16 protein-coding genes are annotated in these 13771 nt (G+C 39.5%); 13 read left to right on the top strand and 3 right to left on the bottom strand.

Annotated elements, in window-relative coordinates; translation table 11 throughout:
- Positions 1-29 precede the first annotated feature (29 nt).
- Entirely contained in the window at positions 30-1376 is a 1347-nt protein-coding gene (locus Q0162_RS08080; RefSeq protein WP_297890851.1) for an alginate export family protein, read from the bottom strand.
- 187 nt (positions 1377-1563) lie between these two features.
- Here Q0162_RS08080 and nrfH point away from each other — a divergent pair, with 187 nt between their 5' ends.
- From nrfH to Q0162_RS08015, 13 genes are all read left to right on the top strand, one after another.
- Positions 1564-2181: a cytochrome c nitrite reductase small subunit gene (nrfH, locus tag Q0162_RS08075; RefSeq protein ID WP_002677702.1), complete on the top strand. Its 618-nt coding sequence runs from the start codon at positions 1564-1566 to the stop codon at positions 2179-2181.
- A gap of 26 nt (positions 2182-2207) precedes the next feature.
- Positions 2208-3674, top strand: a complete 1467-nt coding sequence (nrfA, locus tag Q0162_RS08070) for an ammonia-forming cytochrome c nitrite reductase (protein ID WP_297890850.1) — start codon at positions 2208-2210, stop codon at positions 3672-3674.
- Between the two features lie 84 nt (positions 3675-3758).
- A complete protein-coding gene (locus Q0162_RS08065) occupies positions 3759-4982 on the top strand; it encodes a cytochrome c biogenesis protein ResB (RefSeq protein WP_096088190.1) in 1224 nt (407 codons plus the stop codon).
- 24 nt (positions 4983-5006) lie between these two features.
- Entirely contained in the window at positions 5007-5801 is a 795-nt protein-coding gene (ccsA, locus tag Q0162_RS08060; RefSeq protein ID WP_297890849.1) for a cytochrome c biogenesis protein CcsA, read from the top strand.
- Positions 5802-6011: 210 nt separating this feature from the next.
- Positions 6012-6812 (top strand): type IV toxin-antitoxin system AbiEi family antitoxin, encoded by an 801-nt coding sequence (locus Q0162_RS08055; RefSeq protein WP_297890848.1) that lies wholly within the window; start codon positions 6012-6014, stop codon positions 6810-6812.
- Positions 6809-7600, top strand: a complete 792-nt coding sequence (locus Q0162_RS08050; protein ID WP_297890847.1) for a nucleotidyl transferase AbiEii/AbiGii toxin family protein — start codon at positions 6809-6811, stop codon at positions 7598-7600. The genes Q0162_RS08055 and Q0162_RS08050 overlap by 4 nt, the downstream gene beginning before the upstream one ends.
- A 24-nt stretch (positions 7601-7624) precedes the next feature.
- The gene (locus tag Q0162_RS08045; RefSeq protein ID WP_297890846.1) at positions 7625-8206 is read left to right on the top strand and encodes a DUF502 domain-containing protein; all 582 of its coding nucleotides are present in this window, start codon (positions 7625-7627) and stop codon (positions 8204-8206) included.
- Positions 8207-8364: 158 nt separating this feature from the next.
- Positions 8365-8634: a cell wall anchor protein gene (locus Q0162_RS08040; protein WP_172595625.1), complete on the top strand. Its 270-nt coding sequence runs from the start codon at positions 8365-8367 to the stop codon at positions 8632-8634.
- Positions 8631-9164 carry a glycoside hydrolase family 73 protein gene (locus Q0162_RS08035; RefSeq protein ID WP_297890845.1) on the top strand — a complete coding sequence of 178 codons (534 nt, stop codon included), beginning with the start codon at positions 8631-8633 and terminating at the stop codon, positions 9162-9164. The genes Q0162_RS08040 and Q0162_RS08035 overlap by 4 nt, the downstream gene beginning before the upstream one ends.
- Entirely contained in the window at positions 9161-9604 is a 444-nt protein-coding gene (locus tag Q0162_RS08030) for a hypothetical protein (protein WP_297890844.1), read from the top strand. The genes Q0162_RS08035 and Q0162_RS08030 overlap by 4 nt, the downstream gene beginning before the upstream one ends.
- Before the next feature lie 169 nt (positions 9605-9773).
- Complete coding sequence (locus Q0162_RS08025; protein WP_297890843.1) at positions 9774-10715, top strand: cation diffusion facilitator family transporter; 942 nt, start codon at positions 9774-9776, stop codon at positions 10713-10715.
- Between the two features lie 43 nt (positions 10716-10758).
- Positions 10759-11439 carry a tRNA (guanosine(46)-N7)-methyltransferase TrmB gene (gene trmB / locus Q0162_RS08020; RefSeq protein ID WP_278636330.1) on the top strand — a complete coding sequence of 227 codons (681 nt, stop codon included), beginning with the start codon at positions 10759-10761 and terminating at the stop codon, positions 11437-11439.
- Positions 11439-12158, top strand: a complete 720-nt coding sequence (locus tag Q0162_RS08015; protein ID WP_297890842.1) for a 3'-5' exonuclease — start codon at positions 11439-11441, stop codon at positions 12156-12158. The genes trmB and Q0162_RS08015 overlap by 1 nt, the downstream gene beginning before the upstream one ends.
- Positions 12159-12164: 6 nt before the next feature.
- Here Q0162_RS08015 and Q0162_RS08010 read toward each other — a convergent pair whose 3' ends face one another.
- The gene (locus Q0162_RS08010) at positions 12165-12962 is read right to left on the bottom strand and encodes a porin family protein (RefSeq protein ID WP_297890841.1); all 798 of its coding nucleotides are present in this window, start codon (positions 12960-12962) and stop codon (positions 12165-12167) included.
- Between the two features lie 19 nt (positions 12963-12981).
- Positions 12982-13770, bottom strand: coding sequence for a porin family protein (locus tag Q0162_RS08005; RefSeq protein WP_297890839.1), 789 nt, complete (start codon positions 13768-13770; stop codon positions 12982-12984).
- Position 13771: the final 1 nt, after the last annotated feature.

Raw genomic sequence — 13771 nt, 5'->3', positions numbered from 1 at the left:
CCTTTTTTTGTTATGAGTTATTATTCACTTTAAAACATTGCTGAAAACAACTTAGGATTAATGTTCAAGCTGCACCAAAACCAGTCTTGGTAACCACGTTGGTTAGGGGTGTTTTTAAGGGATTTAGTGCCATCATTAGCAAAGTAAGTAGAGTAACCTAATTGTAGTCCGATAAAAGGTTGTACTTTTAGGTTATACACCAAATCAATTTCACTGCCATAGCTGCTGTGTTTTTTGTCAGTTTCAAACTTAGCAGCAGGTGCAAAATAGTGGAAAGTAGCGCTGAGGTTGCTCTTCTCACCAGTGCGTACATTAGCAGTAAGGTAAGGATTAAGCAAACCTGCAGAAGGAGTAAAACCTACATAGTAATAATCCATAAAGCCATAGAACTTATGGTTGGTACCACTGAATGGATCAAAAGTTTTATCCGTTGTATTAGAGGAAGGAGTAGCTGTGCCACTGAGGTAGTCTACTCCAGCTGCTAAACTGAAAATAGGAGAGAACTTGTAGCCTGCATTCACTGCAAACATATAAGCGCTCTTGTCTTGTCCTTTGGCATTTTTACCAGTTTGCAAATAAGCAGAAGCACCATAACTCAAATCGTCACTTTTGCCAGTGTAGTGTGCTCCAAATGTTTGCATATTATAGTTTGTACCATTATTAACGCGGTAACCTAAGTTAGCAAACAAGAGAGATAATTTTTGGTCTTCGCTAAATTTGTGGTGAGAGTGAACTGCTTCAAGGTGTTGGTAGGCTTGTCCTCCTTGGAAATGTACTCCATTAGGAGTGTTTACATCCATTGTTCCTGAAGCGATTCCTTGGTTGTAAGCAAAGAAGCTGCGGAGTGTCCATTGGTCACAAGCATTCCAATTTAAACTCACAGCATCGTGACTACGACCTGCAGGGTGCCAATCAAGAGAGCCAAAAATACGGTCATCGTCCAGCGCAATCACTTGTCTACCTACTTTTGCACTGAGGGTATTAACAAGAGGAAATTCGGCGTAAGCCTCGAAAACCGACATACCACCAGTTCTATCAAATGATTGTATTTGAGGTGCTTGTCCCCATACATTCACATTTTGTAGTGATATATATAGGTGTAGGCGGTCGGTGTGCTTGTAGTCAAAATTCAAGCGAACGCGATTGTTAGTGAGGATGGCAGGCGCTTCACCATCTTGGATAGGTTTGTAAGCTCCATTGCGATACTCAAAACGCGGACGCAATTGTGCTGATAATGTAAACTCGTTTGGAGGTGGTGGTGGAGCCATTTCTTCCATCGGTGGAGGTGATGGTAACTCTTCTTGAGCAGTTACCAAAGTAGGGTACAAAACGAAAGTTGTACCTAGAGCAAAAATTGATAATAAATGTTTTTTCATTAGTATAACGTTTTTTTTAAATTAATTACTCTTTGTAAAGTTTAATACGTTGAAAATGAGATTAAAGCAGCAATACCTTATTTAGAATTGCAATAAAATAAAAACTTATCTTTATATTCATTTGCAAATGTATAGAAAGTATTTTACATTTGCAACGAAAAGAAACGAAAAATTATTTTTTTATATAATGGCGACAACAAATAACAACACCCAATCTACTAAAAAAGGACGATGGTTTCGATTCTTGATTCCGTCGTTAGTAGGGATATTGATAGGGCTTGGCGGATACATATTTTATATATCCAAAGCGCACTCCTATCTATCTGACGACCCCAAGGCGTGTGTGAACTGCCATATTATGGAGCCTGAGTACGCTACGTGGATGCACTCCTCTCACGGTCGCAATACCGTGTGTAACGATTGCCACGTGCCTCACGACAACGTTTTTCGCAAATACTATTTTAAAGCGAACGACGGTCTGCGCCACGCCACGATGTTCACTTTTCGCTTGGAACCTCAAGTGATTAAAATGCACTCTCCAGGACAAAAGGTAGTACAAGAAAACTGTATCCGCTGCCACAGCACCCTTGTGAGTGAAGTGCAAGCAGGAAAGGTAACTGCCGAAATGGCTCACGCCGATAACGGGCGACTCTGCTGGGATTGCCACCGCGAAGTGCCTCACAGCCGTGTACGTGGACTCAATGCAGCTCCTCATTCACCCGTACCTATTATTAGTAATATGCCAAACAATACCCCTGAATGGCTTGATAATATGGTCAAAAATAAAGAAAAATCAACAAATTAAAAAAACGAAATATAATTTATACAGCGATGAAAAAGAAACATTGGTTAATTGCAGGTTTATTAGCGGTAGTTACCTTTTTGTTAGGACTATTGGCTAATTCAATAATGAACAGATCTACAGAAGCTCAGTTTATCGCAAGAGGCGGTAATAACCTCCCCGATCAGGAATGCAAAAACGAGCTCTTTGAATCGTTCTACCCACGTCAATACGACTCTTGGGCGGCTACAGCCGACACGACCTTCCGCTCAAGATATATGAGCAATCAAGATGATGATTTGCTCGCTTTGCGCCCTGAAATGGTAATCCTTTGGGCTGGTTATGCTTTCTCTAAGGAATACAACGCTCCTCGCGGACACATGCATGCTATTGAGGATGTTACCAAAATTCTCCGTACTGGTGCGCCTACCGATTCTACCCACTCTCCTCAACCAGGTACTTGCTGGACTTGTAAAAGCCCTGATGTGCCTCGCCTTATGAAAGAAGTAGGTGCTGAAACTTACTATAGTGCTCCTTGGGATCAATGGGGTAGCCAAATCGTAAACCCTATCGGTTGTGCTACTTGCCACGATACCAAAACTATGAAATTACAAGTAAAACAATTGGCTTTACAAGAAGCTTTCAAACGTCAAGGGCGTGACATCAATAAAGCTACTCACCAAGAAATGCGCTCTCTCGTGTGTGCTCAATGCCACGTAGAGTACTACTTCAAAGGTGATAAAAAATATCTTACTTTCCCTTGGGATAAAGGTATGACTGTTGAAAAGATGGAAGAGTACTACGATGCAGAAGGTTGGACTGACTATGTACACTCACTTAGCCGTACTCCTATCCTCAAAGCACAACACCCTGACTATGAACTTTCTCAACTCGGTATTCACGGACAACGTGGAGTTTCTTGTGCCGATTGCCACATGCCTTACAAAACTGATGGTGCTGTAAAATTCTCTGATCACCAAATCAGCAGTCCATTGCGTAACGTCTCTGCAAGTTGCCAAACTTGTCACCGCCAAAGTGAAGAAGAATTGGTGAAAAACGTATACGATCGCCAAGATGCTGTATATGGTATGCGTATGAAACTCGAAAAACAATTAGCAAAAGTACACTTCAAAGCTAAATTCTTGTGGGATAACGGTGCTACTGAAGAACAAATGAAACCTACTTTGGCACTTATCCGCAAATCACAATGGCGTTGGGATATGGTACACTCTTCACACGGTGCCGCTTTCCACGCTCCTATCGAATCTGAACGCCTCCTTAGCGATGGTCTTATCTATGCTTATCAAGCTGAAAATAATTTAGATGTGCTTAAAGAAAAACTAAACATCAAAACAGCTTTCGTAATGCCTGATATCAGTACTAAAGCTAAAGCTCAAAAAGAAATCGGCTTAGATATCCCTAAAGAAGAAGCTGCTAAGAAAAAATTCTTAGAAACTATCGTTCCTAAATGGATTAAAGAAGCCAAAGAAAAAGGACGCTTAGTAACCCAAAAATAATAACAAATTACCAATAATAAATAACGATGTAGGGGCGAATGGCAATTCGCCCCTATTTCTTACCTCTTATCTCTTACCTAACTAATGAAACAATATCCTTTCGCTATTTTGGTTGCGTGTGTGTCCCTTATCATAGGGCTAATACTGCAACTTACCTTAGGAAGTATCAGCAAAAGTTGGTTTAGTTTTCCTTACAATGTGATAGAAGGCTTTGCCTTCGTAGTAATCACTACAGCTGTATATTTTATCTTTAGAAAAACAAACTTCATCGTGCGCTTTTCTTCGGCGCCTTTTGCAATTGTTACAGTTGCAACTCTTGGAATACTCACCATCGGCTTGGGGAGTATCAATGTGAATCCTCAAGAAGTAGCAAATAGCTTTCTAGGCAAATTAGGATTAGACGACCTTACCAAAACTTGGTACTTCGGCATCGTTTTCGTATTAGCACTGATGAACCTCTGGTTTTCTATCCTCAAACGCTCAATGGTTTATCAACGCAAAAACATTCCTTTCCTCCTCAATCACTTTGGCTTATGGCTTACAATGTTTGCTGGGGTATTAGGGCAAGGCGACATCATTCGCTTGAAAATGAACCTTTACAAGGATAAACTCGAATGGCGTGCAACTACCGATGATAATCGTGTAGTACAACTGCCTATCGCTATGGAACTCAAAGAGTTTAGTATAGATATTTATCCTAATAAACTATTTGTTATCGATAGCACAGGATCGGCACTGCCTCACGAAAAACCTATAGGCTTTATGCTCGAAAAACAAGGTGAGAGTATGACCCTGCTCAATTGGAAAATTACTCTTCACCAATACCTCGAAAAGGCAATCCCCGATACCGATAGTACTTATGTCAATCACACGATGTGGGGAGCGACCAATGCAGCCAAAGTAACCGTAGAAGACCTTCGTACTCACAAAAAGAAAACCGATTGGATTTCAGCTGGTAACTTCCAATTCTCACCTCGTGCCATTCATTTAGATGATGAACATACCTTGGTAATGGCACCTGCCGAAGCACGCAAATTCCAATCCGATGTATTGATATATCAAAAAGACCATCTAAACGAAGTACTCGAAGAAAAAATAGAAGTAAATCACCCTATTAGTGTAGGTGGTTGGCGCATTTACCAATTGAGTTACGATGAACGTATGGGACGCTGGTCAGAACTCAGTGTCGTCGAACTCATCTCCGACCCTTGGTTACCTGTCGTTTATGTAGGAATTTTCTTACTACTTGCCGGCGGTATTGCCCTTCTCTTTGAAGTAAAAACTAAAAAACAAACATCTAATTCCTAACTCCTAATTCCTATTTTCTAAACTATGTGGCATTATTTCAATCTTATAACATATATTTCAGTAGCCCTATGGTTACTTTCCGGAACGCTTATCTATAGTAAAAGTAAAGCTCCTAGAAACCTCACTATTACAGCTCATTTAGTAGCTACCCTAACCATTGGAGTCTTTATTGTTGCCTTGTGGCAAAACTTAGATCGTCCGCCCTTGCGCACCCTTGCCGAAACACGTATTTGGTACGCATTCTTTATGGGACTCATAGGCTGTGCCATCTATTGGCTCTATCGCCAAAAGTGGATGCTCAGCTATTCAGCTGTAATGGGGATTGTATTTATAGTACTTACCTATACCCACCCCGATACAATGAACAAAGCCCTAATGCCTGCCTTGCAGAGCGTGTGGTTCATTCCACACGTAATCGTGTATATCTTTGCTTATGCAATGTTAGGGATGGCGTCACTCACCGCTTTCTATGGCATTTATCGCTATAAAAAAGGACAAGAAGTACAATCAATCTTTACCGTCATCGACCAACTCGTAAAAATAGGTTATGTATTTCTCACCTTTGGATTGCTCTTTGGAGCCCTTTGGGCAAAAGAAGCGTGGGGGCACTATTGGACGTGGGATCCTAAAGAAACTTGGGCATTTATCACTTGGCTTGGCTATTTGGTATATCTCCACCACAAGTACAATCACAAAGAAAAGAAACCTTTTCAGAGTTTCCTTATCGTAGGAATTGCCTTTATACTACTCCTTGTCTGCTGGTTTGGTGTAAACTACTTGCCAACAGCACAAATGAGTGTACATACCTATTCTGGATAAATAATAAAAGCTGTTAAGTACCCCGCTTAGCAGCTTTTTTTTTAACACCTTCATACAAAACATTACAACACTTTGCCAAAGTTTTCTGAATTTGCGCTACATACCTTTGGCAAAGTTTTTTTGTATATATTTGCATATTTCTCAGTTATGTAGTACTTTTGCAAAAGGTAACATTTTTTGTTACTTTTTGCAAAAGTTAAAACTTTATATATGTTAGAAAAAGACTTTTCTTACACTGGCTTTATAGAACAATTGCTTTCTGTAGGGCGACTTTCTTTTACAATTGGAGAGATAATTAAGAAAACTGGCTATAATAGAAAAACAGTACAAGTATCCTTGTCTCGATTGATTCAGAAAAAGAAAGTTACACTCATCAGAAGAGGGTTTTATGTGATTATTACTCCCGAGTTTTCTGCGCAGGCAACGATCCCTCCAATATTGTACATAGACGACTTGATGCAATATCTTAAAAAAGAATACTATCTTTCGTTGCTCTCAGCAGCAGCACTTCACGGAGCTGCTCATCAGCAACCAATGCTTTTTTTTGTGACTACCGAAGCTCCTTCCATTAGAAATATCATAAGTGATAAATGGCATATTGTATTTAATATAAAACAAAAATGGGATAAAAACAGTGTAAAACCAATGAAAACTCGTACGGGTTATTTAAATGTATCAACCCCTGAAGCAACTATGCTTGATATGGTCGAAAATCAACGAACTTTTGGATTAGGACGAGTGATTACTATTGTAGAAGAACTTTGTGAAAAAGTTAATAAAAGTTTCTTGCGGAGTATAGCTTCTAAATATCCTGCCCCTATTGTTCAGCGATTAGGATATATTTTAGATGTTTTACTCAATAAAAAGGAATTTGTTCCTATACTTCTTACCCTTCTTTCAAAGAAAAACATCAAACCTCAATACTTTTCTTTATCAGCTAAAAAAAAAGGAATACTGAATGCTCAATGGCAACTTATTGTAAATGATACTATAGAAAATAATTTGCTATGATACCTCAACGATATATACTCGAATGGAAACAAACTGTCCCTTGGGTAAGTGAAGCTCAAGTAGAGCAAGATTTAGTGATTAGCCGTGCTTTAATAGAAATGTTTTCTTCACCTCTTATCAATGAATCTTTGGCTTTTAGAGGAGGAACAGCTCTTCATAAACTTTATATTGAGCCCCAAGCTCGTTATTCTGAAGATATTGATCTGGTGCAAATTTCCTCAGCTCCTATCCATCCTGTTTTGAAAGAAATTCGCAAATGTTTAGATTTCTTGGGTACTAAAAGAATAGTCAAACAACATATACACAACAACACTATCATTTATCGATTTGAGTCGGAATTTCCTCCTATCGTTGATTTACGACTGAAGATAGAAATCAATACTCGTGAACACTTTAGTGTTTTAGGTTTTAAGCAAATACCTTTTGAGATTCAAAATCTGTGGTTTACGGGAAGTTGCAAACTTACTTCTTATTGTTTAGAAGAACTATTAGGTACTAAACTTCGCGCTTTATATCAACGCCGAAAAGGGAGAGATTTGTTTGACCTTTATTGGGCAATGATACATAATGAAATAGATATAGAAAAGGTCTTGATGTGTTATCACAAGTATATGGACTTTGTTGTGGAACAACCCCCTACTCGTAAACAGTTTTTGCAAAATATGACTGCTAAATTAAAAGATAATGAGTTTATAACTGATATGTATGCTATCATCCGCCCAGAACTTAATTATAATATAGAAGAAGCTTGGGAAATTGTAAAAAATAACCTAATAGAAAATATATAAGCCATCAATTTACAAATTACAACAATGAAAAAACACTATTTTAGTACTTTTATCAAATACTTTTTTCAAGGAATACTTATCATAGGACCTCTCAGTGCCACTATTTGGATTATTTGGTCGATATTCAAAAGTGTTGATAACCTCGTCCCCGACCTCTCTAAAGATTACCCAGGTTTAGTGTTCGCATTAGTCCTATTAGGCACAGCCATCATCGGATTTATAGGTAGCCGACTCATTTTGGGGAAACTATTGGTAGGTTTGTTAGATTATTTGGTGGCACATATCCCTGGGGTAAAAATCATCTATTCATCTATCAAAGATGTCTTAGCGTCATTTGTAGGCGATAAACGCAAGTTCTCCAATCCAGTGTGGGTACGTGTAAACGAAACCCCCGAGGTATGGCGCATAGGTTTTCTTACCCAGTCGTCAATGGATTTTGTCAATCTCGAGGGAATGGTGAGTGTATATTTGCCTCATTCGTATGCTATTTCGGGTTGGGTGATTGTTACTTCTGCCAAGAATGTAAAACCCGCCGAAGGCTTTACTGCCCAAAAAGCGATGGAATTTGCCCTAAGCGGCGGAATTACAACAATTAAGAAAGGATAACTCATTAGAGAATACCTAATAATTAAAGGCGCGAGCTTCATAGCTCGCGCTTTTTTTATTCCCTATTTCTCCCTTGTTACAATCTTGTAACCACTCGTTACAACTATTTGTGCACTTCTTCAAAACTCCTCAATTTTGCATCACAAATCAAAAAGAAAATGGAACTTCTCAAAGAACAATTCATCACTTTTGTAGGGCTTTTGCTCTCAGGATGGGCAGGCTGGCTCTTCGGTCGCCCTAAACAACGCGTGGAACTACAAGCCAGCGAATTAGACAATGTAGATAAAGCGATACATATCTATCGCGAAATGATTGATGACTTAGGCGAAAAATACGCCAAAGCCATTGCCGACCTTAAAGAGGCTAACCTACGCATCAAAGAACTCGAAAATTCTATCGAAAACCTTTTAAAACAACTTAGAAAATGATACACAACGAACAACAAATCGCACTTTTTGTAGCTACCTACAAGCCCTATGCAATCGAAACTGAACGCAAAACAGGCATCTCACACCTCTTTATTTTGGCACAAGCAGCCTTGGAAAGTGCTTGGGGAACACACGCCCCTGGTAATATGTTCTTTGGAGTAAAAGCCAAAGCAAATATCCCCGCTGATGACCGACAATTATTGGTAACTACCGAAGTGCTCTCTTGTGATTGGCAAACTTATCAGCGTACCCCTGCATTACAAAAATTCCCCGAAGTGCTAAGCGTTACCAAGCACACTGATGGCAAATACACGTATAAGGTAAAGGATTGGTTCAAAAAATACCCCACTCCCGAAGTCTGCTTTACCGATCACGCTCTTTTGTTCTTGAACAACAAACGCTATGCCGAGGCTCTAAAAGTCAAAACCGACCCATACTTATTCGCCGAAGCCATTGCTCGTGCAGGCTACGCCACTGCCCCCGATTATGCAACCCAACTCAAAAAAATCATAAAACAACTCTCAAAATGAAACAAATTCTCTTTTTATTGCCTTTTTTATTACTATTCTCCTGCAAAACACATAAGCTAAAACAAACTGAAACCCTCCAAATATGTGAGCAAATAGATAGTCTCTACCGCCAACAAACAGCAGTCTTGCACACCGTAGAATGGCTCAGTAGCCTACAAGAAGTACATCTCACACTCGAGGCGTTTAAGGACAGCACAGGGCACACCCAAGTGCAACTCCACAGCATTACCCGCGTAAAACACTTGCGTGAGTGTACCGATAGCCTGCAACAGAAAGAAATGCACCAATTTCGCCAAAAAGTACTGAATTTCCACCAACACCAATCACTCAAACAAAAAGAACACAATTTCGGGCTATCTCCAAAAACTTATTGGCTAATCGCACTTATTTTACTAGTTATCGCCTATTACCAATACAAAAAACATATTCTAAAGAAATAGAAAAAAACTATTTACACCACCCCTCCCACCTCTGAGATTCTCCAAAACATCTCCAGCGGAGGTTAGGCTATGAAAAAACACCTCTAAACAGAGATTATTTCTAAATAATTTTGTAACTTTGCCCCAATTCTTACCTCTTATCTCTTATCTATTACCTAAAATTACTATTATGGAACATTCACACAACCACGATCACGATCATCACGATCACCACCATCATCATCACACCGTAACCGATTTAAGTGCGCTGAATCGCGCCTTCTATATAGGTATTGGCTTGAATTTGCTCTATACCCTTATCGAATTTATAGTAGGTTTTAGAGTTGATTCACTGGCGCTTATTTCCGATGCAAGTCATAATTTGAGCGATGTCGCCAGTTTGGTGATTTCTCTCATCGGGCTGAAGCTCACTCACCGTGCTGCTACCCAGTTATATACTTATGGCTACAAAAAGGCTTCTATCCTTGCCTCACTTATCAATGCGGTATTGCTGATATACATTGTGATAAAAATCTTTATTGAAGCCTTTGAACGTCTCTCCAATCCACCCGAAATGGCAGGAACTGCTATTATGATTACAGCTTTCATAGGGGTGATTATCAATGGGGTGTCAGCTTTTCTCTTCTATAAAGGTCAGCAAACCGATATCAATATCAAAGGGGCTTTTCTGCACCTGCTACTCGATGCTTTAGTGTCGGTAGGAGTGATTGTCTCAGGAGCAATTATGTACTTCACAGGCTGGTATATCGCCGATCCTATCAGTAGTTTTATCGTGGGAATCGTGATTCTCTTCTCTACTTGGGGGCTCTTAAAAGAAAGTGTAAAACTCATTTTAGACGGCGTACCTCAGAATATAAACCAAGCTCATATTCAACAACTGATAGAACAACACCCTATGGTAGAAAGTGTGCATCACCTGCATATATGGGCGCTCAGCAGTGCGCAAAATGCCTTAACAGCCCATTTGGTACTCAAAGAATGCATTACGCTAAAAGAATTTATGACCATCAAAGCCGAACTGAAACACACCCTTTCTCACGAAGGTATTACCCACAGCACCTTTGAAATAGATACCGAGAATTGCCATTGCAAAGAAGAAAATTGTAATTAAAAAAATATTGCTATCTTTGCCGCCCTAACACTATTCACTTACTATGGGAAGCAAAAACAAACTCAAACGATTCGAAGAAAATAAAACTTTTGCCAATGTAATTCAGCCTTCACGTGAGGAAGTTCTCACCGATGCTTTTGCTTATAAAGGACGTTGGAATGAACTCTATTTCAAGAACAATCACCCTATAGTTTTAGAATTGGGCTGTGGCAAAGGCGAGTATTCAGTAGGGTTAGCCAAACGCCATCCCGAGAAGAATTTCATAGGGATAGACATCAAAGGCGCGCGCTTTTGGCGAGGTGCCAAAACCGCTATAGAAGAAAATATTGCCAATGTAGCTTTCCTACGCACTCAAATAGAGCTCATTGAAAAATGTTTTGCTTCAGGCGAAGTGAGTGAGATATGGATTACTTTCCCCGATCCGCAAATAAAATACAAACGCACTAAACACCGCCTCACAAACGCCGATTTTCTCGCGCGTTACGAGCATATCCTTGCCCCTGATGGCTATGTGCACCTCAAAACCGATAGTGAGTTTATGCACGGTTATACCTTGGGATTGTTACACGGAGCAGGGCATAAAGTGCTTTATGCGAATCACAATATCTACAATAGTGATGGCGTACCCCCAGAAGTAACCGAAATTAAAACCTTCTACGAACAGTTCTATTTAGAACAAGGCAAACCCATTACCTATATTCGTTTTCAGATAAAAAAACAGTAATGCTCCACAAACTCAATTTAGACGACATACTTTTTTTGGATATAGAAACTGTACCGTTACACCAGCAGTACAGCGAATTGTCGGCTGAAGCTCAAATGCTTTGGGAAGAAAAAACGCGTTACCAACGCAAGGAAGAGTTCTCTGCCGAAGAATTCTACGACCGCGCAGGTATTTGGGCTGAGTTTGGGAAAATCGTGTGCATATCAGTAGGGTATTTTTCATTCAGACATCAACAACGCACCTTTAGAGTTACCTCGTTCACAGGTGAAGAAAAAGAATTGTTAGAAGATTTCGGCAGATTAGTAAACGAACATTTTTCACGCCCTAATAAATTGTTTTGCGCCCATAACGGCAAGGAATTTGATTTTCCATATATCTCCCGCCGTATGATTATCAATGGGATAGAAATTCCGCAAAAGCTACAGCTCTTTGGCAAAAAACCTTGGGAAATTCCTCATCTTGATACGATGGAAATGTGGAAGTTCGGCGATTACAAACACTATACTTCACTGAAACTCTTAGCTCATATTTTGGGCATTCCTTCCCCTAAAGACGATATTGATGGCAGTGAAGTGCGCAATGTCTTCTACAACGAAGGTGATATCGACCGTATAGCTACTTATTGCGAAAAAGATACCATTACGGTTGCGCAAATTCTTCTGCGCTTCCGCAATGATACCCTTTTAGATGATGATGAAATCCTGATTTTAGGAAGATAATAAGCGTTATTCTGCCTCTTTTACTTCTTGAGGAGCAGCCTCTTCTTTCGCTTCTTGAGGTATAGGCTCTTCTTTCACTTCTTGGTATACGGGCTCTTCATATGAAGGATATGCTGGCTCTTGAATAGCTGGTTCTTCATTTTTGTTTTTAGGAAGTTTTAAACCTGCGCCTATAGAAATAGCGAAGTAGTAACTTTTAGCATCTTTAAAATAGAGATGAGGAACGTGTTCTTGATCGGTGATAGGGGTGAGGTTCATAGAAAAACGAGCATCAGCGGTGAATATCCATTTAGGAATCTCCCACATCACTCCTCCACCTACGTGAAAAGTAAACAATATTTTATTGAAATATTGTGTCATATTGAACTTCTCACTGTTCTGTTTTTCAGAATACGATGCCAAAAGCAAAACTTTAGGAGCTAATCCTATTTGTCCAAAGCCTCTAAACCATTTCTTGCCCTCAAATTGCAATAAGAAAGGCATTTCTAAGTAATCAAAACGAATATGACGGCGGTCTTGCAATTTTAAATCAGAGCCTTCAGGGCGATACGGAATTGCCTCGCGCTTGTACATCAATTCTATTTGTGAAGCATAGTGAGTTTTGATAGGCATTCGCAAGAATAACCCAGAGTTCACTACGCCTGTCTTTCCAAAATACTCCACATTATACCCCTCCATCGATTGTATGGGTGTAATAATCGTAAAAGTACTTGCAGGGCTATTGATTTTCACTCCTATCGCAGTTTGCGCAAAGCTAAATGTAGTAACACTCAAAAAAATGATGATGATTAAAAAACGTTTCATAATATATTGAGTTAAAAAACTAAAATTCTTGTTCTTGTGATGTATTCACCTCAGCAGGAATACTGTTATTAGTAATTGTTGGGAGCTCTTCCTGAGGAATAGCCTTTTCTAAAGGCAATACTTTCTTTTTAAAAGGTTTGTAACCTGCTCCTAAAGAAAACGCAAAATAATAGCTTTGTGCCTTACTGAAATCAATATCAGGGGTATTCTTTTTAGAGGTAAGTGGTGTAAGGTTGGTAGCGAGTCTTCCATCAGCAGTAAAAATCCAATCTCTTCTGTTCCATAAAACACCTCCCCCAACATTTAAATTGAGAACAACCCTATTAAAAGAGCTCGTAACATTATGGTCGCCTTTTTCTAAAACTGCAGAGTACTTTGCTGAAGTTAAGAATTTAGGGGACACTCCTAATTGAGCAAACCCTCTTACGGTGCGTTTTCCCTCCCATTGTAACAGGATAGGAACCTCAGCATACCAAAATTTATATACTCCGCGATCAGAGAGAAGTTCTTCTATTGTTTCCTCTTGATGAAAAAACCAAACCCCTTCACGCTTGAACAACACTTCGGTTTGTAGTGCCCAATGTGTTTTTAGAGGTATTCGCATAAAAGCTCCTATATTAAAAGCCCCTATATAAAACTCACCAAAAATACCTCCTCCGTTTCTAATCCCCTTAGGTGTATTTGCAATTTGATGTTTCATTACATTAACTGCTACAAACGGATTAGCAACTTTCACCCCTACGGCTATTTGGCTATAGCTAAATGCCGAAATACTTAAAAGCATAGCGGTAATTAAAAAACGTTTCATA

It is taken from the genome of uncultured Capnocytophaga sp., assembly GCF_937936315.1.
In the GTDB taxonomy this organism is placed as follows: Bacteria; Bacteroidota; Bacteroidia; order Flavobacteriales; family Flavobacteriaceae; genus Capnocytophaga.
Note: the sequence above shows the minus strand (reverse complement) of the source record. Positions and strands in the feature narration are given on the sequence as shown.

Coding starts and splice junctions, on each gene's coding strand:
- Q0162_RS08080 (WP_297890851.1), bottom strand. CDS start 1,376: ATGAAAAAACATTTATTATCAATTTTTGCTCTAGGTACAACTTTCGTT.
- nrfH (WP_002677702.1), top strand. CDS start 1,564: ATGGCGACAACAAATAACAACACCCAATCTACTAAAAAAGGACGATGG.
- nrfA (WP_297890850.1), top strand. CDS start 2,208: ATGAAAAAGAAACATTGGTTAATTGCAGGTTTATTAGCGGTAGTTACC.
- Q0162_RS08065 (WP_096088190.1), top strand. CDS start 3,759: ATGAAACAATATCCTTTCGCTATTTTGGTTGCGTGTGTGTCCCTTATC.
- ccsA (WP_297890849.1), top strand. CDS start 5,007: ATGTGGCATTATTTCAATCTTATAACATATATTTCAGTAGCCCTATGG.
- Q0162_RS08055 (WP_297890848.1), top strand. CDS start 6,012: ATGTTAGAAAAAGACTTTTCTTACACTGGCTTTATAGAACAATTGCTT.
- Q0162_RS08050 (WP_297890847.1), top strand. CDS start 6,809: ATGATACCTCAACGATATATACTCGAATGGAAACAAACTGTCCCTTGG.
- Q0162_RS08045 (WP_297890846.1), top strand. CDS start 7,625: ATGAAAAAACACTATTTTAGTACTTTTATCAAATACTTTTTTCAAGGA.
- Q0162_RS08040 (WP_172595625.1), top strand. CDS start 8,365: ATGGAACTTCTCAAAGAACAATTCATCACTTTTGTAGGGCTTTTGCTC.
- Q0162_RS08035 (WP_297890845.1), top strand. CDS start 8,631: ATGATACACAACGAACAACAAATCGCACTTTTTGTAGCTACCTACAAG.
- Q0162_RS08030 (WP_297890844.1), top strand. CDS start 9,161: ATGAAACAAATTCTCTTTTTATTGCCTTTTTTATTACTATTCTCCTGC.
- Q0162_RS08025 (WP_297890843.1), top strand. CDS start 9,774: ATGGAACATTCACACAACCACGATCACGATCATCACGATCACCACCAT.
- trmB (WP_278636330.1), top strand. CDS start 10,759: ATGGGAAGCAAAAACAAACTCAAACGATTCGAAGAAAATAAAACTTTT.
- Q0162_RS08015 (WP_297890842.1), top strand. CDS start 11,439: ATGCTCCACAAACTCAATTTAGACGACATACTTTTTTTGGATATAGAA.
- Q0162_RS08010 (WP_297890841.1), bottom strand. CDS start 12,962: ATGAAACGTTTTTTAATCATCATCATTTTTTTGAGTGTTACTACATTT.
- Q0162_RS08005 (WP_297890839.1), bottom strand. CDS start 13,770: ATGAAACGTTTTTTAATTACCGCTATGCTTTTAAGTATTTCGGCATTT.